This is a genomic window from Citrobacter sp. RHB20-C16, from assembly GCF_013890155.1.
Lineage (GTDB): Bacteria > Pseudomonadota > Gammaproteobacteria > Enterobacterales > Enterobacteriaceae > Citrobacter_A > Citrobacter_A amalonaticus.
Genome location: NZ_CP057630.1, coordinates 4,278,781 through 4,298,838, shown reverse-complemented (window position 1 = coordinate 4,298,838; position 20,058 = coordinate 4,278,781). Strand labels below are relative to the sequence as shown.

The window sequence follows — 20,058 nt, the reverse complement described above, 5'->3', positions numbered from 1 at the left end:
GGGTTTTTACAGGATTTTTTGCTGATCAGAATTTTTTTTCACATTGCCCCTTGAAGGGGCAAAAACCCATCCCCATCTCTCTGGTCACTAGCCGGGAACCTTAGCGGGCCGGCGTCACCCATAACTGATAATGACTTTCTCAAAGGAGAGCTATCAATGAGTATTCGTCCGTTACATGATCGCGTGATCGTTAAACGTAAAGAAGTTGAGTCCAAATCTGCTGGCGGCATCGTTCTGACCGGTTCTGCAGCGGGTAAATCAACTCGTGGCGAAATCATCGCTGTCGGTAAGGGTCGCATCCTGGATAACGGTACCGTGCAACCGCTGGACGTGAAAGTCGGCGACATCGTGATTTTCAACGATGGTTACGGTGTGAAATCTGAGAAGATCGACAATGAAGAAGTGTTGATCATGTCTGAAAGCGACATCCTGGCAATTGTTGAAGCGTAATCCGCGAACGACACTGAACATACGAATTTAAGGGAAAGAGAAAATGGCAGCTAAAGACGTAAAATTCGGTAACGACGCTCGTGTGAAAATGCTGCGCGGCGTAAACGTACTGGCAGACGCAGTGAAAGTCACCCTCGGTCCGAAAGGCCGTAACGTCGTTCTGGACAAATCCTTCGGTGCACCGACCATCACTAAAGATGGTGTTTCCGTAGCACGTGAAATCGAACTGGAAGACAAGTTCGAAAACATGGGCGCGCAGATGGTGAAAGAAGTCGCCTCTAAAGCGAATGACGCAGCAGGCGACGGTACCACCACTGCGACCGTACTGGCTCAGTCCATCATCACCGAAGGGCTGAAAGCCGTTGCTGCGGGTATGAACCCGATGGACCTGAAGCGTGGTATCGACAAAGCGGTTGCGGCTGCGGTTGAAGAACTGAAAGCGCTGTCCGTACCGTGCTCCGACTCTAAAGCCATTGCTCAGGTGGGTACCATCTCTGCTAACTCCGACGAAACCGTAGGTAAACTGATCGCAGAAGCGATGGACAAAGTCGGTAAAGAAGGCGTGATTACCGTGGAAGACGGTACCGGTCTGCAGGACGAACTGGACGTCGTTGAAGGTATGCAGTTCGACCGTGGCTACCTGTCACCGTACTTCATCAACAAGCCGGAAACTGGTGCAGTAGAACTGGAAAGCCCGTTCATCCTGCTGGCTGACAAGAAAATCTCCAACATCCGCGAAATGCTGCCGGTTCTGGAAGCCGTTGCGAAAGCAGGCAAACCGCTGCTGATCATCGCTGAAGATGTGGAAGGCGAAGCGCTGGCAACGCTGGTGGTTAACACCATGCGCGGCATCGTGAAAGTGGCTGCGGTTAAAGCTCCTGGTTTCGGCGATCGTCGTAAAGCGATGCTGCAGGATATCGCGACTCTGACTGGCGGTACCGTGATCTCTGAAGAGATCGGTATGGAGCTGGAAAAAGCAACGCTGGAAGACCTGGGTCAGGCAAAACGCGTTGTGATCAACAAAGACACCACCACCATCATCGATGGCGTGGGTGACGAAGCGGCAATCCAGGGTCGTGTGACTCAGATTCGTCAGCAGATCGAAGAAGCCACCTCCGACTACGACCGCGAAAAACTGCAGGAGCGCGTAGCGAAACTGGCAGGCGGCGTGGCAGTCATCAAAGTTGGTGCTGCGACTGAAGTTGAAATGAAAGAGAAAAAAGCCCGCGTTGAAGATGCCCTGCACGCGACCCGTGCTGCGGTAGAAGAAGGCGTGGTTGCCGGTGGTGGCGTGGCGCTGATTCGCGTAGCCTCCAAAATCGCTGGCCTGAAAGGTCAGAACGAAGATCAGAACGTCGGTATCAAAGTTGCGCTGCGCGCAATGGAATCTCCGCTGCGTCAGATCGTTCTGAACTGCGGCGAAGAACCGTCTGTTGTCGCTAACACCGTGAAAGCGGGTGATGGCAACTACGGTTACAACGCAGCGACCGAAGAATACGGCAACATGATCGATATGGGTATCCTGGATCCAACCAAAGTCACCCGTTCTGCTCTGCAGTACGCGGCTTCTGTGGCTGGCCTGATGATTACCACCGAGTGCATGGTAACCGACCTGCCGAAAGGCGACGCGCCTGACTTAGGTGCTGCTGGTGGTATGGGCGGCATGGGTGGTATGGGCGGCATGATGTAATCGCCTACACCCTGCATCCTTCAGGCTGCAGGGTGTTAATCTCCCAGAAATGAGAAACCCTCGGGCAGAAATGCTCGGGGGTTTTTCTTTTGGTCATCTTTTTAGTATAAGATTCAGTGACGGACAAAACGTCCAGCTCATTGATTATGGGGAATAACATGCACGTGAAATATTTAGCAGGGATCGTCGGTGCCGCGCTACTGATGGCGGGTTGTAGCTCCAGCAACGAACTGAGTTCCGCAGGGCAAAGTGTTCGCTTTGTGGAAGAGAAGCCAGGCGCTGAATGTCAGTTGATTGGCACGGCCACCGGGAAGCAAAGCAACTGGCTTTCAGGTCAGCACGGTGAAGAAGGCGGTTCTATGCGTGGTGCGGCAAATGACCTGCGCAACCAGGCAGCAGCGATGGGCGGCAACGTGATTTATGGCGTCAGCAGCCCGAGCCAGGGCATGTTATCCAGCTTTGTCCCGACGGCCAGTGAGATGATTGGCCAGGTTTATAAGTGCCCTAATTGATTACACTTCATCCTTCAACCAGCCTCTTTGTTGGCTGCGCTGTGAAACCCCAGTCACATAGTTATCTATGCTCCTGGGGATTTCTTCGCTTGCCGCCGCGATTCTGATTGAATGATTTTGTGTAATGACTCGAAGTTATGTCGTAGGCCTGATAAGCGCAGCGCCATCAGGCGTGCTGTGTTGCGGCGTTAACGGACTGAATCCGTAAATGATGTAGCGCGCGCAGGCATTGCTCCTGGGTCAGCGTCTGCGCTTTATCCGCCGTCAGCGTTCTGACAAAAGCCTGACACGATTTACCTGCCAGTTTTTTCAGCCTCGGGCTAAAGTCGAGTACACGACGGGAAATGGCTTCCGCCTCTTTACTACCCGATGGAACGCGGGTTTTCACGACAGCGCCGCAGAACCGTTCCTTTCCTGTTTCATCCGTAAAACGATAAAGTACCGCAAGATAATGCGTGAAAAGCGCGTGTTTCCACTCTGACTGCGTGTAGGCGTCGTATTCCAGTCGCTCATGGTCCAGACAGTCCGCATCGTACAGCGGCAAAAAATCCAGCAACGAGGAGATCCTCAGTGCCAGTTCCCGCATACCCGCGTTCTCTATCGCCCGAATAATGGCATACACCAAAGTATCAATCTGCAATTCGTTCACCCGCAGGTCGCAGGTTGTGCCATCGTGAAGTGTGAAGGTCAGTGTGATGTTGTCACCACTCGCGTCAGTTAAGGCGACGGCGGTGACACGGCGATGAATATCCGCATGTCGAAGTTCGTTTTCCACCATCGCGGGAATGTTTTCCTGCATTTTCTTGCTGATAGCATCGCGCGTTTTTTCGTAGTGCTGACGTTCGGCAGCGTTCAGTTGCTGTTTCTGGTACAGACGACTTTCCACGGCAATCAGCAGATCGCGTAATTCCAGCGCAGGTAGAAAAAACAGCGATTCCTTGTTCCTTAGCTCTTTAATTTTCAGCGCCAGCGCGATGAATTCGTTCGCTTTACGAATAACACCCGTATTCACTCCTTTGATACTGATAGCCATAACGGTTCTCCCTCACCAATAATAAATTCAGCGATTAGTTGCGACTTATACATATGATTTTTAAATATATAGTTCGCAAGGTATCGCTAAAATAGCATACAGAATGGGGGAATCCGGGGTTTTGGTGACAGGTGTCCGGATACGGACACCTGATTGCGAGGTTATTGTTGACGCAGTTGTAAATCCAGTGGCGTTTTACTCGGTTCGCCGCCAATTTCCCGCGCCAGTTTGGGCACCATATAACCCGAGACCAGGGTGAGCAGTTCACGCACAATCTGGCGCGCGTCATCATCCGTCACCATGAAATGCGCCGCCCCTTGCACTTTATCCAGCACGTGCAGGTAATAGGGCATGACGCCCGCATCAAACAGCGCATTACTGAGGGTCGCCAGCGTCTGCGCGTTATCATTGACGCCACGCAACAGGACGCTCTGATTGAGCAGCGTAACGCCTGCGATGCGTAGTTTCGCCATTGCTTGTCGAAACGCGTCATCCACCTCGTTAGCGTGGTTAATGTGATTCACCAGCAGGATCTGCAGCGAAGAACGGGTGAAGCGGGCAACCAGCCCCTCCGTAATCCTCGCAGGGATGACGATGGGCAGGCGACTGTGAATACGCAGACGTTTGATATGGGGAATGGCTTCCAGTTGTGTGAGCAGCCAGTCCAGCTCATGATCTTTGGCCATCAGCGGATCGCCGCCGGAGAAAATGATCTCATCCAGCTCGGTATGCGCGCTAATGTAGTCCAGCGCCGTCTGCCAGTTTCGCTTATTTCCCTGATTTTCGGCGTACGGAAAGTGGCGACGGAAGCAATAGCGACAATTTACCGCACAGCCGCCTTTCACCAGCAGCAGCGCCCGGTTACGGTATTTATGCAGCAGTCCCGGTACGACGCTATGCTGTTCTTCCAGCGGATCGGTGGAGAAACCCGGCGCGGTAATAAACTCATCTTCGGAGGTAAGTACCTGACGTAAAAGCGGATCGTCAGGATTGCCTTTTTCCATACGTGCGATAAATGCACGCGGCACGCGCAGGGCGAACAGCCGTTTGGCGTCGCGTCCAGCCAACAGTTTTTCATCTGCGTCTATATTCAAAAGACGCAGGAGTTCATCGGGATTGGTCACAACATCGGCAAGTTGCGATAACCAATCTTCTCTGGATGGGGTATTTAGGGTTACAATATGCGCCATTTTGTGGCTTAGCTACCAGTTAACAATTTTCAGAGGGCCTTATGGCAACGTACTATAGCAACGATTTTCGTGCTGGTCTTAAAATCATGTTGGACGGCGAACCTTATGCGGTTGAAGCCAGCGAATTCGTTAAACCAGGTAAAGGTCAGGCTTTTGCTCGCGTGAAACTGCGTCGTCTGCTGACCGGTACTCGCGTTGAGAAAACCTTCAAGTCGACTGACTCTGCTGAAGGCGCTGACGTTGTAGATATGAACCTGACTTACCTGTACAACGACGGCGAGTTCTGGCACTTCATGAACAACGAAACCTTCGAGCAGCTTTCCGCAGATGCTAAAGCGATTGGCGATAGCGGAAAATGGTTGCTGGATCAGGCTGAGTGCATCGTGACCCTGTGGAACGGTCAGCCTATCTCCGTGACGCCGCCGAACTTTGTTGAACTGGAAATCGTTGATACCGATCCGGGTCTGAAAGGCGATACCGCTGGTACAGGTGGCAAGCCGGCAACGCTGTCTACTGGCGCCGTAGTTAAAGTGCCTCTGTTCGTTCAGATTGGCGAAGTGATTAAAGTGGATACGCGTTCAGGCGAATACGTTTCCCGCGTTAAATAATCCGCGCGTTTAGCTCATTATGGTGCAGCAGCTTTGCTGCGCCATTGTTTATCCAGGGCAGGAATGATGAAACGTCTTCTCGGTCTTGTAACACTGATTCTTCTCACCACCTCGTTGCTGGCGGGCTGCAATACCGCGCGCGGCTTTGGTGAGGATATTAAGCACCTCGGCAATTCCATTTCTCACGCGGCCAGTTAATTTTCTTCTCATCGTCCTAAAAAGCGTCTATCTCCCGGCATTGTTCGGGATCTTGTCTATGATTAAGTGGCACTACACAAATAACATTGGCTAGAAAAGGAAGACGTTATGGTTAAAAAGACAATTGCAGCGATCTTTTCTGTGTTAGTACTTTCCTCCGTGTTGACTGCGTGTAACACCACACGTGGTGTGGGCGAAGACATCTCCGACGGCGGCAACGCTATTTCAGGCGCAGCAACCAAAGCTCAGCAGTAACGGTGAAAACGGTACGGCAGTGTTGTCGTGCCGTTAATTTTTCAGCTCGGCTGGCGCAAGAAACGGCGAAAAGCGATTATCCATGTGTAACTTCATGCGGATATTGCGTTTGTAGGTGTACACCGTTTTGCCATGAATACTGAGCGCACAGGCAATCGCGTTGTTACTCGCCCCCTCCATCCACATCGTCAGTACTTTCTCTTCCTGTGGTGTAAGCAGCGTCGAGGCATTGCCGGGCGCTTCCGATACCGAGCCGCTCAGCAGGGCGTTGTGGATATTTTCAGCCAGTATCGCCAGAGAGACCTGCTTGGTTAATGACGCACAGACAGGATAGCGCTGCGTCTCTACCATCACGCCTCCTGACTCCAGTAATATCAACGGACTGCTGCCGCAGGCGAGGAAAAATGGGGCAATGGACTCGGCCGACAGGGTGTCGTTGAGAAACCCGTATAAGTCCGCAATAACCAGGTGAGGTTTCCACTGTTGGATGTGCTCTTTAACCAGTAAGAGATTATTGAGCCCAGAGACCAGAAACGACGTATTAAAGAGTTCGGAATGATTAAGCCATGCCTCGATCCCTGTGCGGGTGAAGTGGCAACGGTCAATCACTAATATTTTCAACATAGCGTTTTCGCATTCAGAAGTAAGGCAAATGGCTTCCTGACTTCAGAAAGCGTCCCATCATAGAGAAGTCGGATGAGTGCTGAATGCGCAAAATACGCAGCGAAATGCGCCTAATTCAAGCTTTTAGGTGCGGAAAGATAAAAATGTTGAAATTCACCGCCGCTCGGGCAAGAATGTTTTTTCCACCTTCAGCTTTGCAGGACGACCTGCGAACGCTTCTTTCATCGGGGACGGCCCCATTTCTCTGGAGCCTGATATGTCCTGGATAATCTTATTAATCGCCGGTCTGCTTGAAGTCGTTTGGGCGGTGGGGCTGAAATATACCCACGGTTTTAGTCGCCTGACACCGAGTATCATCACCATTGCCGCGATGATCGTCAGTATGGCGCTCCTTGCGTGGGCGATGAAAACGCTACCCGTGGGTACCGCGTATGCCGTGTGGACAGGGATTGGCGCCGTCGGTGCCGCCATCACAGGTATTCTGCTGCTGGGCGAATCGGCCAATCCCATGCGTCTGGCAAGTCTGGCGTTAATCGTTGTCGGTATTATTGGTCTGAAATTAAGCACCCACTAACCGCCGGGCTGCTTCACCCAGATAAGTTTATTGACATCAAACCCTTCCCGGGTCGCGACGGCCAGCATCTGCTGCTTCATTTCGTCAGAAATGGTTGGCGTGCGGGCGAGTATCCACAAGTAGTCGCGATCCGGGCCGCAGACCAGCGCGTGTCGGTACTCTCTGTCGAGCGCGATAACGTTATACCCGCCGTAGAAAGGCCCAAAGAACGAAACCTTCAGCGCTGCGCGGCTTGGGTCACCGGTAAAATAGGCTTTTCCTTCACTTTGCTGCCATCTGTTCCTGTCCGGATTCCAGCCTTTATTGATGACAGTAAGGCCACCGTCATCGCGCTGGCTATAAGTCGCCGTGACCTTCTCCAGTCCGCGTTCAAAGCGATGATCAAAGCGGGCAATTTCGTACCAGGTTCCGAGGTAGCGTTTGGCATCGAAGTTATTCACCACGGTAACGCCCTGTGGCGGGGTTGGGGTACTACAGGAGACCACCAGAAACGCAGCGGTTACAGCGGCAACGATGGGGAGCAGGCGCATAGTTTTATCCTTAGGGTGTTTTTTCCTAAGTGTAGAACCTGGTGGGGGAAATAATGGCGGGAATGATAAAAACGCCCTCTTATCAGCAGACAAGAGGGCGGATGACGTTAGACGGACAGAATGCCAATCGCCGTGACGACGGTCAGGATGGCTGCCAGACCGTAGAACACCCATTTGCCAGCCGGCACATGGATTTTCAGGTCATGCATCGCGTGGTGCATACGGTGTAAGCCACACCACAGCGGCAGGACAATCATCAGGAACAGGAAAGCACGGCCGATAAAGCTCTGAGCAAACGCCAGAACACGCTCATAGCTCAGGGCATCGCCCGGGAACAGACCCAGCGGCAGCAGAATCCCCACCAGCAGAACCATCACTGGCGCGATAATCGCACCCCACATACCGCCTGCGCCAAACAGACCCCAGAATACGGGTTCGTCAGAACGTTTTGGATTTGGATTAATCATCCCGGACTCCTTACCAGAACAGGGCAACAAACAGTATGACTACGGTCGCCACCACAGTAACTGCCCAGAGACCTTTGATGATCGGCTCTGGCCCCATTTTTTCGTCTTTTACGATGATGTTGGCGGCTTTCGGCGCCAGCTCAAACCAGGTTTTGGTGTGCAGCAGTGCTGCCGCCAGGGCGATCACGTTGAGGATCACCACCACCGGGTTTTGCAGAAAACCGACGAAGCCCGCCCAGGATTCGACACCATGCTTCAGTGCGAACAGGCCGAAAATCAGCTCAATGCTGAACCAGACTGCCGGAACGGCTGTGCCTTCGCGCAGCATGTAAAAGCGATAAAACGGCAATTTTTTCCACCAGGTGGACGTCATCGGCCGCACATAGGGTTTGCGTTTAGTCGTCATGTTGCACTCCTTAGCGTGGTTTCAGGGTAGCGATAAGAAAGTCTTTCGAGCTTTCTACTTTACCCTGCTGAATGGCAGCCGCCGGATCGACGTGCTTCGGACAAACTTCGGAGCAGTAGCCCACGAAAGTACAGGTCCATACGCCGTTCGGGCTGTTCAACTGTGCCATACGCTCCTTCTTACCGTGGTCGCGGCTATCTTCGTTGTAACGATGCGCCAGGGTAATTGCAGCCGGTCCGATGAACTCAGGGTTCAGGCCGAACTGCGGACATGCGGCATAGCACAGACCACAGTTGATGCAACCAGAGAACTGGTGATACTTCGCCATCTGCGCCGGGCTCTGGATATTTGGTCCCTGATCCGGCGTACGCGGGTTACCGATGATGTACGGCTTAATTGCTTCCAGACTTTCGATAAAGTGCGTCATATCGACGACCAGATCGCGCTCAATCGGGAAGTTACCCAGCGCTTCCACCTTAATACCGTTGGTGTAATCACGCAGGAAGGTTTTGCACGCCAGTTTCGGCACGTTGTTGACCATCATGCCGCAGGAGCCGCAGATCGCCATACGGCAGGACCAGCGATAGCTCAGGTCTGGTGCCAGGTTATCTTTGATGTAGCCCAGCGCATCCAGCAGTGACGTGGTTTCATCATAAGGCACTTCATAGAAAGCACTGTGCGGCGCGGTGTCGGTCTCAGGGTTATAACGCACCACCTCAACTTTCAGGTTTTTCATCTCAGCCATTAGCCTTCTCCTTCTTATCGGCTGCTTCCGCTTCGCCACCGTAAACACGTTTTGCCGGCGGCAGCGTGGTGATTTTCACGTCGCTATAGTCGAGGCGAGTCGTGCCATCAGCATCGCGGAAGGCGAGAGTATGTTTGAGGAAGTTGACGTCGTCACGTTCGGTGCAACCTTCGTCCAGACGTTGGTGTGCGCCGCGTGATTCCTTACGCGCCAGCGCGGAATGCGCCATACACTCAGCGACGTTCAGGCCGTGACCCAGCTCGATGGTGTACAGCAGATCGGTATTGAATACGCTGGAGGTGTCAGTGATGCGAACGCGCTTGAAGCGCTCCTGCAGTTCGGCCAGCTTATCCACGGTTTTCTGCATGAGTTCCGGTGTACGGTAAATACCGCAACCTTCTTCCATCGAAAGCCCCATTTCGTCGCGGATCTTCGACCAGTTCTCGTTACCTTCCTGGTTGACCAGGTCTTTCAGACGTTGTTCAACGCCAGCAACCTGTGCGTCAAGGGCGGCGTCGTTAGCAGTGCCCGCCGTTGCTGCACGCTCCATCGCCTGCTCGCCTGCCAGACGACCAAAGACCACCAGCTCAGCCAGAGAGTTAGAGCCCAGACGGTTCGCGCCGTGCAGACCCACAGAAGAACATTCGCCGACGGCAAACAGACCTTTGATGCGGGTTTCGCAGTTCTGATCGGTTTCGATACCGCCCATGGTGTAGTGCGCGGTCGGACGCACCGGAATCGGTTCTTTCACTGGATCGACGCCCACATAAGCTTTCGCCAGTTCACAGATGAACGGCAGACGTTCCAGCAGTTTCTTCTCGCCCAGATGACGCAGGTCGAGATGTACAACATCGCCACGCGGCGTGGAGATGGTGTTGCCTTTACGCCATTCGTGCCAGAAAGCCTGAGAAACTTTGTCGCGCGGACCGAGTTCCATATATTTGTTTTTCGGCTCGCCCAGCGGAGTTTCCGGACCCATGCCGTAATCCTGCAGATAACGGTAGCCGTTTTTGTTGACCAGAATACCGCCTTCACCACGACAGCCTTCCGTCATCAGAATACCGGAGCCCGGCAGACCGGTCGGGTGATACTGAACAAATTCCATGTCACGCAGTGGAACGCCGTGGCTCAGCGCCATGCCCATGCCGTCACCGGTCACGATGCCGCCGTTGGTGTTATAGCGATACACACGGCCTGCGCCGCCTGTCGCCATTACTACCGCGTTAGCACGAATCTGTACCAGCGTGCCTTCCATCATGTTCATCGCCACCAGGCCGCGAGCATGACCATCATCGACCAGGATATCCAGGACGAAGTGTTCGTCAAAGCGTTGGATCTGCGGGAACTGCAGAGAAGTCTGGAACAGGGTATGCAGCATATGGAAGCCGGTTTTATCCGCAGCAAACCAGGTACGCTCAATTTTCATCCCGCCAAAGCGACGAACGTTGACGCTGCCGTCTTCGCGACGACTCCACGGGCAGCCCCATTGTTCCAGTTGGGTCATTTCGGTAGGACAGTGGTGGACAAAATAATCCACGACATCCTGTTCACACAGCCAGTCTCCGCCCGCTACCGTATCGTGAAAATGGTAGTCGAAGCTGTCATGATCCTGGGCGACAGCAGCTGAGCCCCCTTCAGCAGCCACGGTGTGACTGCGCATTGGGTACACTTTTGAAATCAGTGCGATTTTTGCATTAGGATTTGCCTGCGCTGCGGCAATTGCAGCGCGTAATCCCGCGCCACCGGCGCCTATAATGGCAAGATCGGCTTGAAAGGTTTGCACGACATTCCTCCAGATTATTGTAATTTCGCCACCACATATTTCGGGTAAAACCCCTGAAACAGGTGGGGTGCGAATGCGTTTCCACTGCTCCTTTATAGGTACAACAGTATAGTCTCTGCGATGAGTGGGAAATTTGACGTGTTCGATTTTTTTAGCGTGTCAGAGGCCGGAATTATCAGTGATCTTGATTAATTTAATTACTAAACCATCGCTTTACGGTTTTTTAACTCTTCAGCCGTGTCGGAGTATTCCTGAGCAAAATTTGTTTCATTGCCGCGTTACGAGTAGACTTCGTGCCCTTGTCTTAAACTGGAGAAAGAACCATGAGCGAAACGGCAACCTGGCAGCCGAGCGCGTCCATACCTAACCTGTTAAAACGCGCGGCAATTATGACGGAAATTCGTCGTTTCTTTGCCGATCGCGGCGTGCTGGAGGTTGAGACGCCCTGCATGAGCCAGGCGACGGTCACAGACATTCATCTGTTCCCGTTCGAAACGCGTTTCGTCGGCCCCGGTCACTCTCAAGGGATGAACCTCTATTTAATGACCAGCCCGGAATATCACATGAAGCGTCTGCTGGTGGCAGGGTGTGGTCCGGTCTTTCAGCTGTGCCGTAGCTTCCGTAATGAAGAGATGGGGCGTCATCACAACCCCGAATTTACTATGCTCGAGTGGTATCGTCCCCATTACGACATGTACCGGTTGATGAACGAAGTGGATGATTTGCTGCAGCAGGTGCTGGAATGCCCGGCGGCGGAGAGCCTCTCTTATCAGCAAGCGTTCCAGCGTCATCTGGAGATTGATCCGCTGTCTGCGGATAAAACGCAGCTGCGTGAAGTTGCCGCAAAGCTGGATTTAAGCAACATTGCCGATACGGAAGAAGATCGCGATACCTTACTGCAACTGCTGTTTGCGATGGGCGTTGAACCGCACATTGGTAAAGAGAAACCGACGTTTGTGTATCACTTCCCGGCAAGCCAGGCATCACTGGCGCAGATCAGTACGGAAGATCACCGTGTAGCGGAACGTTTCGAGGTCTACTTCAAAGGTATTGAGCTGGCGAATGGTTTCCATGAGTTGACGGATGCGCGTGAACAGCAGCAACGTTTTGAACAGGATAACCGTAAGCGTGCCGCGCGCGGACTGCCGCAGCAGCCGATCGATAACAATCTGATTGAGGCGTTGAAAGTTGGCATGCCGGACTGTTCTGGCGTCGCACTGGGTGTGGATCGTCTGGTTATGCTGGCGCTGGGCGCAGAAAGCCTCGCGGAAGTGATCGCGTTTACTGTTGATCGCGCATAACTTGTTCAATCAAAAAAGCAAAGCGGCGTGTTTTTTCTCGCCGCTTTAAAGAATGCTTTTCAGTTAATATTTAACGCCCACATTTTATTTTTGTAACTTCTACCTTAAGGTTTCAACGTTAAGTCGCTGTAGATGGTTAGTATGAACGACTTCATCATATATTTATTTTGCACGAGATATTTATTTAACCATTAGATGGATATTAATTGCAGAAGCTATATTTTTCTTTATATATAACGCGCTGTGTGAATATATAAACGGCATTATATATTTTATTGTTTTTATAGATGGTTTGAATTTTTTATTGGAATAATATTGTGTTAGGCTGACATGCGTTTTTATAATTGTGATGTCTATCTCATCCTGAGCAGTGACGAAAGAGTTATTGTCTTTTCAATAGTGAGGTCTATCATGGGATTGTTATCGTGATCAGTTCGCCTCCTTTTTGTGATATTGATGAATATGGTTTCCCTCATTGGAATGGTTGGGATTTTTTCCGTTGGTATGCGTTGCCTACTAATTGGCATTTTATGACAGGAAAAGCATATCTTTGGTATTACAAAACAGCCTGGTTAGTACATCATCGGAATAAAATTAAACAATATGCTTATGAAGCGCGAATACCTGAATTACTCCTTGCGGGTGTTGCGGTTGCTGAAGTAGGGGGAACTCCGGAGAGATTCAAAGGTGTTGGCGTTCTGCAATTCAGACAAGTAATTGAAGAGATCCTGGGAAAGAACAACAATGAGTTGTCCAATGCAACATCTATTGGTTCTATCGCGATCCAGATAGGCGTCGCTGCCAGAACAATCGGTATTCACCCAAACACGCTTTCGCATTTTCAGCAATCTAAGTTATCACAATGCTTACTCGATGACAGTTTTAACATTCGTGTTGTAGCATTCCATTTACATGACCTTATTCTCTATGATAATCCAGATACTGATACTCTTCACCTGACTGATGAGCAAATTATATTAGCGAGGTCCAGATATAATCGCGGAATTATACGGGCCAAAGAAGATATTATTCTCTCGATTAGAAAATCACCGGGCTCTGCAGAACGTGAATATAGTGAATGTGGCCGACGAATTATGGAAAAGAAAGATATTCTACAAAAGATTTTGCGAGGAAATTAAATGAACTGGAAAGCTTTTGTTTTGAATTTTATAGGAGGCATGGTTTGTATTTTATTGATAACCATGTTATCAACGCAAAGTAAGGAATGGTTTATCGATGGAAGGGGAATTAAAAACATCTGTGATGTCATGATGTATATTGAAAATGACGACATTGGCGCAGCTGGAATGATAATAACACTACCCATCTTTATCCCTATCCTCTATGTGATTATATGGAAAAAACATCGCAGTATTTGGCAATATTTTGTTGTGTTAACTCTGCTGAGTTTTTGGTTATGGCGTTTTATTATTCGATATCATTTATGCCTCTAAAAAGTAGAGATTGGCTGATGGAATACAACCAACCTCTGCTGATACACGTACAAACGATTTACAAACTCCCCGCCGGACGACTTCTTCTGCCGGCAGAACTGAGCGTTTTTCCTGTTTGTCGGCCATTCAAACTTTCCAGACGCATCTGGAATGGCGGGAACGGCATATCGATACCGTGCTCGCGGAAGCCTGCCAGAATCAACTGGTGGATTTCATGGCGCAGCGGCATGCGATGACCCATCTCGGCGGCATAGATACGCAGTTCGAAGATCTGAATCCCCTGTTGTAAGTCCACAAGGAAGACTTCTGGCGCCGGGTTATCGATGACTAACGAGCAGCGGTGTGCGGCGGTTAGCAGGATTTGCGTCACCTCTTCGCTGTTCACATCGGATGGGGCCGGAATGGTCAGCACCACGCGTGTCACGGAATCAGACAGCGACCAGTTGATGAACTGCTCGGTGATAAACGCTTTGTTCGGCACGATGATCTCTTTGCGGTCCCAGTCGCTGATGGTCGTCGCGCGGGTATTGATCTTCGTTACGCTGCCTGTCAGATCGCGAATGGTCACGGTGTCACCAATACGAATCGGCTTTTCAAACAGGATGATCAGGCCGGAGATAAAGTTGGCGAAAATTTCCTGCAAACCAAAGCCCAGACCGACGCCGAGTGCCGCCACCAGCCATTGCAGTTTCGCCCACTCAATCCCGATCATCGAGAAGCCCACCAGACCGCCAATTAACATCAACAGGTACTTGGTGATGGTGGTAATGGCATAGCCGGTACCCGGCGTGAGATCGAGGTGTTGGAGCAACGCCAGCTCGAGAAGCGCAGGCAGATTACGCACCAGTTGGGTGGTGATGATAAACACCAGAATCGCGATCAGCACCGCGCCCAGCGTAATGGGTTCTAAACTTTCAACCCCTTGCACCGTCGAGGTGACGTCCCACAGCGAGATGTTTTCGAGGAAGCCGAATGCGGAGTGAATTTCCGACCACAGCACAATGACCGACAGCAGGGCGATCAGCATCAGGATGGAGCGCACCAGACGGAGCGACTGGGCGCTGATAGCATCAAGATCGACTTCGCTCTCATCAACGTCGATGGTCCCTTCCAGACTGGTTGAATGAGCCGGCTCTTCTTCGCCACGGGCGCGCTGGGCCAGCATTTCCGCACGGCGGTGCTTGGCACGGTCAAAGGCCAGTCTGCGACGCTGAATCAGCATCCAGCGGCGAATGACGTGATAAATCACCAACAGCAGGAACCAGATGGCGACGGAGGTTTCCAGTCGCGCCAGCAGCGCCTGTGACGTCGCCAGATAGCCCACGGCGGCAGCCAGTATCGCCACCACCGGCGCGCCTATCATCAGGTTCCACAGCATGCTGTTCACGATATTGTCGCCGCTGCCTTCTTTATCGAGATAGAGCGGGATCCCGGCTTTTTTCAGGCTCAGGGTGACCAGTGCCAGCGCGCCGCAAATCAGCATAAAGCACAGGCGACCGAGCGAGCCAGAAAACTCCCGATCGTTGAGGTTATCAAACATGATGAGCGCCATAATCAGCGGCACGATAAGCCCGATACTCATCAGATAATAACGCATCGCACGTGACACGCGTTCGCGCGGCCAGCCAAAGTGGGCGATAAACAGGCCATTGGGCCGGGCAAATGTCGCGCAAATCATCACGACCCACAGCAGCGGCACCGTCGCCGTGACGCCATCGCCTATCGCGACGGCAAGCGGATAAGGCCAGGCCTCGCGCAGTCCGTATCCCAGCGTCATCCACAGTACTGGCAGCGGCGAGGCCACCAGTATCGACCAGAATACGGTACGCAGCGTCAGCCAGAAGTGATCCTGCGTCACCTTGCCCACTCGGGCGGCAGAACGCTCCAGAAAACGGGTAAAGTGGCGACGCGAGTAAATGCTGAACCCGACCAGAATCAACGCGCCAAACAGCGGCAGCAGGGTATCTCTGCTGGTCAGCATCATCACGCTGGCCTGACCTAACTGGCTGAAGGTGTCGAGTGAGATCAGCCGACGCAGATCCTGCACGATATCTATCGGCCAGGAGAATGACATTGGACGAACGTCTGAGGTCCAGAACAGATAGCGGTGGGTCGCTTCGTTCACCTCTTTCAACGCATCTTCAAGCTGGCTATTGGAGACCTTCAGCTTGGTCAGTTCAAGGATCAGCGTGTCGCCGCCCTGTAACAGCGAATTCAGCAGCTCACGTTGGGTGCGCAGTTGCGCCTCAAGAATACGGTTTTGTTCGGCGGTGAGCGGCTGCCCGTCCGCCTGATGGAGCTGGCGCAGCTGAGGCTGCTTATTGAGCTGATCTTCATAGCGCAGACGCTGGACGCGCAGTTGCGCCATTTCAGTATCCAACTGCTGGGGTTTGGGCATTTCCGGCAGACGTGCCACCTGGGCGCGTAACGCTTCACCCAACAGGTTAGACGAGCCTAACCATTGCGACTGTTCACGCAGCGTCGTCAACGCCTGACGTACCTGCTGAGTCTGGCTGGCGGCCTGACGTTGCTGAGAGGCGACGAGATCCATGCGCTGCGCCTGCTGATTCAGCGCGGCTGACAGTTCCCGGTTCACTTTGAACTGGGCGACAATATCCGGCGGTAAATCAGCGCTGTTCTCCGCCAGTAACTCGGTACTTTCCAGCGCCCGTTCGGCTTCACGCTGGCGCTGGCTGTTGAGCTGATTGCGCAGTGCCTGTAAATACGCATCCAGTTGCTGGCTCTGTTTTTCCGCCAGTTCCGAGCGCATACGAGCCAGTTCCTGACGGTTGTTGGCCGACAACTGCGCCAGCTCCAGCTCATCAACCAGCGCTTTCAGGCGAGCGGATTCAGCCTGCATGCTGAAATTTTGCGCCTGGTTGAGCGGGGTGTTGCCGGTGGCGCTGCCAATACGGCGTTCAATTTCGTTGAGCTGTCGGCGGGCATCGGTTTGCTGCTGAGGCAGTTGGCTTAATGAGTCGGCAATCTCACGGGCGCGTTCCTGCTCCTGCTGGGCCTGACGGCTTTTTTCCAGCAACTGGCTACTGACCTGGAGAATTTCCTGATTCAGCGCATCAGTCGTCATGCCCGGCGATACGCTGCGGGGTTCATCGCGCAGATTGGTTAACTGCGCGCGCAGGCTGGCGGACATTTTCGGGAAATTATCGATAACCTGCTGATATTGCTGAGCCCGCTCGAGAGAACCTTTACGTTCCTCGAGCGCGTTCAACGCAGACTGAAGGGCTTCAACAACATCAGGCTGAGCAGGCTTTGCGGATTTCGCCTGCTCCAGTTCCTGAGTGATTTGTTTGGCGTCGGGGGCGGTTGCAGCGTACGCCCCCTGGCTGAGGCACCAGGCCATCAGAAACGCGATAATCAGGCGCACAGCAACGTCCTTCTACTATTAGGTTTCGTCTTTCTTATCGTCGACCAGCGGACTGGCGTCGTGTTCAGCTTTGATCTCTTCATCTGGTAATGGTGCAGGCTCGGCGTCGACTGGCACAACGAATGTCTCTGTGGAGATCGCCAGCGGCTGACCAATTTTGGTCACAGAGAGGCTCTCAAGCTGCTCGACCAGATTCACTTTACCTGGCGCAAACAGGTTGATCACCGTGGAGCCCAGTTTAAAGCGACCCATTTCCTGACCCTTCAGCAGCGCCACGGAGCCTTCGCTTTCTCCGGCAGGCCAGGTCCAGCGTTTGATCACGCCCTCGCGCGGCGGCGTGATGGTTCCCGCCCAGACGGTTTCGATACTGCCAACAATCGTAGCACCGACCAGAATTTGCGCCATTGGGCCAAACTCCGTATCGAACAGGCAGATAACACGCTCATTACGGGCAAACAGGTTCGGGACGTTCTGGGCCGTCAGATGATTAACCGAGAACAGATCGCCCGGAACATAAATCATCTCACGCAGAATGCCGTTACATGGCATGTGCACGCGGTGGTAATCACGCGGTGACAGATAGGTGGTCACAAACGACCCGTTACGGAAAAGATCCGCCATCAGGTAGTTACCAGCCAGCAGGGCTTCCAGGCTGTAGTTGTGGCCTTTGGCCTGCAGGATCTTATCTTCTTCGATAGCGCCTAACTGGCTGATGACACCGTCAGCCGGCATGACCAGTACGTTCGGATCGGTATTCAACGGGCGAACGTCGTCACGCAGTGGGCGGACAAAGAAATCATTGAATGAGCGGTAGCTGGCGGTATCTGGCTTCTGCGCTTCTTTCATATCGACCTTGTAGTACTTCACGAACAGATCGATAACCAGCTTAGTCAGCCATCCCGCTCGTTTGCTCGCGCCCCAGCCCGCCAGGCGAGTGAGCCATAGTTTCGGCAGAATGTATTGTAGCGAAAGTTTAAATGAGTTTAACAAGGTAGCCTCCAGGCTATTGTTTTATCGTTCCTGACCCGGCGTTGATGCCGGATCCTGAAAAAGGGGGACGATTCTAGCGATGCTTAGCTTAGTTGTCAGTCATCGGTATCAGAAAAGTTTTTACGCGTTTTTACCTGCGACATGCTTTCGAGAATACGGTGATAATTTTCGAAACGGGTTTCCGCAATTTTCCCGTCCTCTACGGCGGCACGAATGGCGCAGCCTGGGTCAGTGTCGTGCTTACAGTCACGATATTTGCACAGCCCCAGATAGTCATGAAATTCGACAAAGCCATGGGTGATTTGTTCCGGCTCCAGGTGCCACAGGCCGAATTCACGCACGCCAGGGGAATCGATGACGTCGCCGCCATGTGGGAAGTGGTAGAGGCGGGCCGCGGTGGTAGTGTGCTGTCCCAGACCGGAGTTGTCAGAGACATCGTTGGTGAGAATGGCTTCCTGCAGACCGAGCAATGCGTTGAGCAGGCTGGATTTGCCAACGCCGGACTGACCGGCAAAGATGCTGATGCGCCCGGTCAACGCTTCTTCCAGCGGTTTCAGACCATCCTGAGTGTGGCTGGAGACCATCAGCACGCGATAACCGATATGACGATAGATATCCATCTGCTCATTCACAAACGCCATGCTTTCGTCATCCAGCAGATCGATTTTGTTGAGCACGATGATCGGCTCAACCTGCAATGTCTCACAGGCCACCAGATACCTGTCGATAATATTGAGTGACAGCTCCGGTAAAATTGCGGAGACAATGACAATCTGGTCGATATTGGCGGCAATGGGTTTTACGCCATCGTAGAAGTCCGGGCGCGTCAATACCGAGGTACGTTCATGCACCGCCTCGACGATGCCTTTGACGTTGACCCCTTCCGCAGCCGCTTTGCCGGGACGCCAGACCACACGGTCGCCGGTCACTAGCGAGCGTATCGTCCGGCGAATGTTGCAGCGGTGAATTTCACCGTCGGCAGATTCGACGTCGGCATGCATGCCAAAACGGCTAATGACGATCCCTTCAGCGGTCTCGCCAAACAGGATGTCATCGTAGTCTGGCTTCTCCTTAGACGTTTTAAGACGACGCTGGTGATTAGCGTTCACGCGGCGCTGTTGGCCTTTGGAGAGTTTATTTTTACTCAATCGTACTGGCTCCTGGTCGCCCATGTTGGGCAAAACATCTATGATACACACAATTCTAGTTGAGAGTAGTCACACAGAATGTGACGTATGAAGGGTGGAAAATAGCATGAGTGCCAATGAAAACAACTTGATTTGGATTGATCTGGAGATGACCGGTCTGGATCCCGAGCGCGATCGCATAATTGAAATCGCCACACTGGTCACCGATGCCAACCTGAATATTCTGGCTGAAGGGCCAACGATTGCTGTTCATCAGTCTGATGAACAGCTGGCGCTGATGGATGACTGGAACGTGCGTACCCATACCGGGAGCGGGCTGGTGGAGCGAGTGAAGGCGAGCACAATGGGTGAACGTGAAGCGGAACTGGCGACGATTGAATTTTTGCAAGCGTGGGTGCCAGCGGGTAAGTCGCCAATCTGCGGGAACAGCATCGGACAGGATCGCCGTTTTTTGTTTAAGTACATGCCAGAACTGGAAGCGTATTTCCATTACCGCTACCTGGATGTCAGCACGCTGAAAGAGCTGGCTCGTCGCTGGAAACCCGAAATTCTGGACGGTTTGAGCAAGGAAGGAACGCACAAGGCGATGGATGATATCCGCGAGTCGGTGGCGGAACTGGCTTACTATCGTGAGAATTTTATTAAGCTTTAAAAGGTGGCTATGCCGGGTGGCGGCTTTACCTTACCCGGCCTACAGTTTACATCCGGGAAGCTT

General features: G+C 52.5%; 22 protein-coding genes. 11 read left to right on the top strand and 11 right to left on the bottom strand.

Going from position 1 to position 20,058, the window contains the following annotated elements:
* The first annotated feature begins 156 nt into the window (after positions 1-156).
* From HVX64_RS20610 to HVX64_RS20600, 3 genes are all read left to right on the top strand, one after another.
* Positions 157-450, top strand: a complete 294-nt coding sequence (locus tag HVX64_RS20610; protein WP_000027827.1) for a co-chaperone GroES — start codon at positions 157-159, stop codon at positions 448-450.
* A 43-nt stretch (positions 451-493) separates the two neighbouring features.
* Positions 494-2,140, top strand: coding sequence for a chaperonin GroEL (gene groL, locus HVX64_RS20605; protein ID WP_003025464.1), 1,647 nt, complete (start codon positions 494-496; stop codon positions 2,138-2,140).
* Positions 2,141-2,298: 158 nt separating this feature from the next.
* Complete coding sequence (locus tag HVX64_RS20600) at positions 2,299-2,652, top strand: DUF4156 domain-containing protein (RefSeq protein ID WP_042999161.1); 354 nt, start codon at positions 2,299-2,301, stop codon at positions 2,650-2,652.
* A 166-nt stretch (positions 2,653-2,818) separates the two neighbouring features.
* Here the strand turns inward: HVX64_RS20600 and yjeJ are convergent, their stop codons facing one another.
* On the bottom strand, positions 2,819-3,685 hold the full coding sequence (gene yjeJ, locus HVX64_RS20595) for a YjeJ family protein (RefSeq protein WP_042999162.1): 867 nt from the start codon (positions 3,683-3,685) through the stop codon (positions 2,819-2,821).
* 161 nt (positions 3,686-3,846) lie between these two features.
* Positions 3,847-4,875 carry an EF-P beta-lysylation protein EpmB gene (epmB, locus tag HVX64_RS20590; RefSeq protein WP_044257246.1) on the bottom strand — a complete coding sequence of 343 codons (1,029 nt, stop codon included), beginning with the start codon at positions 4,873-4,875 and terminating at the stop codon, positions 3,847-3,849.
* A gap of 41 nt (positions 4,876-4,916) precedes the next feature.
* Between epmB and efp the strand changes: the two genes are divergently transcribed.
* The 3 genes from efp to ecnB all read left to right on the top strand — a co-directional run bounded on the left by efp (position 4,917) and on the right by ecnB (position 5,936).
* Positions 4,917-5,483: an elongation factor P gene (gene efp, locus HVX64_RS20585; RefSeq protein ID WP_042999164.1), complete on the top strand. Its 567-nt coding sequence runs from the start codon at positions 4,917-4,919 to the stop codon at positions 5,481-5,483.
* Positions 5,484-5,546: 63 nt separating this feature from the next.
* Positions 5,547-5,681: an entericidin A/B family lipoprotein gene (locus HVX64_RS20580; RefSeq protein ID WP_042999165.1), complete on the top strand. Its 135-nt coding sequence runs from the start codon at positions 5,547-5,549 to the stop codon at positions 5,679-5,681.
* A gap of 108 nt (positions 5,682-5,789) precedes the next feature.
* The gene (gene ecnB, locus HVX64_RS20575) at positions 5,790-5,936 is read left to right on the top strand and encodes a lipoprotein toxin entericidin B (RefSeq protein ID WP_042999166.1); all 147 of its coding nucleotides are present in this window, start codon (positions 5,790-5,792) and stop codon (positions 5,934-5,936) included.
* 33 nt (positions 5,937-5,969) lie between these two features.
* On the opposite strand, the gene HVX64_RS20570 is transcribed toward ecnB, so the two are convergent.
* A complete protein-coding gene (locus HVX64_RS20570) occupies positions 5,970-6,560 on the bottom strand; it encodes a LuxR C-terminal-related transcriptional regulator (RefSeq protein WP_042999167.1) in 591 nt (196 codons plus the stop codon).
* A 256-nt stretch (positions 6,561-6,816) separates the two neighbouring features.
* On the opposite strand from HVX64_RS20570, the gene sugE reads away from it, so the two are divergent.
* Positions 6,817-7,134 (top strand): quaternary ammonium compound efflux SMR transporter SugE, encoded by a 318-nt coding sequence (gene sugE, locus HVX64_RS20565; RefSeq protein ID WP_042321373.1) that lies wholly within the window; start codon positions 6,817-6,819, stop codon positions 7,132-7,134.
* Here the strand turns inward: sugE and HVX64_RS20560 are convergent.
* From HVX64_RS20560 to frdA, 5 genes are all read right to left on the bottom strand, one after another.
* Positions 7,131-7,664 (bottom strand): lipocalin family protein, encoded by a 534-nt coding sequence (locus tag HVX64_RS20560; RefSeq protein ID WP_044257244.1) that lies wholly within the window; start codon positions 7,662-7,664, stop codon positions 7,131-7,133. The genes sugE and HVX64_RS20560 overlap by 4 nt on opposite strands.
* Positions 7,665-7,771: 107 nt before the next feature.
* Entirely contained in the window at positions 7,772-8,131 is a 360-nt protein-coding gene (gene frdD, locus HVX64_RS20555) for a fumarate reductase subunit FrdD (protein ID WP_042999169.1), read from the bottom strand.
* A gap of 10 nt (positions 8,132-8,141) precedes the next feature.
* A complete protein-coding gene (gene frdC, locus HVX64_RS20550) occupies positions 8,142-8,537 on the bottom strand; it encodes a fumarate reductase subunit FrdC (RefSeq protein WP_042321376.1) in 396 nt (131 codons plus the stop codon).
* A 10-nt stretch (positions 8,538-8,547) separates the two neighbouring features.
* The gene (frdB, locus tag HVX64_RS20545) at positions 8,548-9,282 is read right to left on the bottom strand and encodes a fumarate reductase iron-sulfur protein (protein ID WP_042999170.1); all 735 of its coding nucleotides are present in this window, start codon (positions 9,280-9,282) and stop codon (positions 8,548-8,550) included.
* Positions 9,275-11,065 (bottom strand): fumarate reductase (quinol) flavoprotein subunit, encoded by a 1,791-nt coding sequence (gene frdA / locus HVX64_RS20540; RefSeq protein WP_042999171.1) that lies wholly within the window; start codon positions 11,063-11,065, stop codon positions 9,275-9,277. Before frdA ends, frdB begins: the two co-directional genes overlap by 8 nt.
* Positions 11,066-11,388: 323 nt before the next feature.
* Here frdA and epmA point away from each other — a divergent pair, with 323 nt between their 5' ends.
* The 3 genes from epmA (at position 11,389) to HVX64_RS20525 (ending at position 13,820) form a co-directional block, all read left to right on the top strand.
* Positions 11,389-12,366 (top strand): elongation factor P--(R)-beta-lysine ligase, encoded by a 978-nt coding sequence (gene epmA / locus HVX64_RS20535; protein WP_042999172.1) that lies wholly within the window; start codon positions 11,389-11,391, stop codon positions 12,364-12,366.
* Between the two features lie 428 nt (positions 12,367-12,794).
* The gene (locus HVX64_RS20530) at positions 12,795-13,505 is read left to right on the top strand and encodes a hypothetical protein (protein WP_044257380.1); all 711 of its coding nucleotides are present in this window, start codon (positions 12,795-12,797) and stop codon (positions 13,503-13,505) included.
* Positions 13,506-13,820 (top strand): YjeO family protein, encoded by a 315-nt coding sequence (locus tag HVX64_RS20525; protein ID WP_044257242.1) that lies wholly within the window; start codon positions 13,506-13,508, stop codon positions 13,818-13,820.
* Positions 13,821-13,878: 58 nt separating this feature from the next.
* Here the strand turns inward: HVX64_RS20525 and mscM are convergent, their stop codons facing one another.
* The 3 genes from mscM to rsgA form a co-directional block, all read right to left on the bottom strand.
* Positions 13,879-17,205, bottom strand: a complete 3,327-nt coding sequence (gene mscM, locus HVX64_RS20520; protein WP_042999174.1) for a miniconductance mechanosensitive channel MscM — start codon at positions 17,203-17,205, stop codon at positions 13,879-13,881.
* Between the two features lie 18 nt (positions 17,206-17,223).
* Positions 17,224-18,195, bottom strand: a complete 972-nt coding sequence (gene asd / locus HVX64_RS20515) for an archaetidylserine decarboxylase (RefSeq protein WP_044257238.1) — start codon at positions 18,193-18,195, stop codon at positions 17,224-17,226.
* Positions 18,196-18,290: 95 nt separating this feature from the next.
* Entirely contained in the window at positions 18,291-19,343 is a 1,053-nt protein-coding gene (gene rsgA / locus HVX64_RS20510; RefSeq protein ID WP_181825152.1) for a small ribosomal subunit biogenesis GTPase RsgA, read from the bottom strand.
* 106 nt (positions 19,344-19,449) lie between these two features.
* Here rsgA and orn point away from each other — a divergent pair, with 106 nt between their 5' ends.
* The gene (gene orn / locus HVX64_RS20505) at positions 19,450-19,995 is read left to right on the top strand and encodes an oligoribonuclease (RefSeq protein ID WP_042999177.1); all 546 of its coding nucleotides are present in this window, start codon (positions 19,450-19,452) and stop codon (positions 19,993-19,995) included.
* Positions 19,996-20,058: the final 63 nt, after the last annotated feature.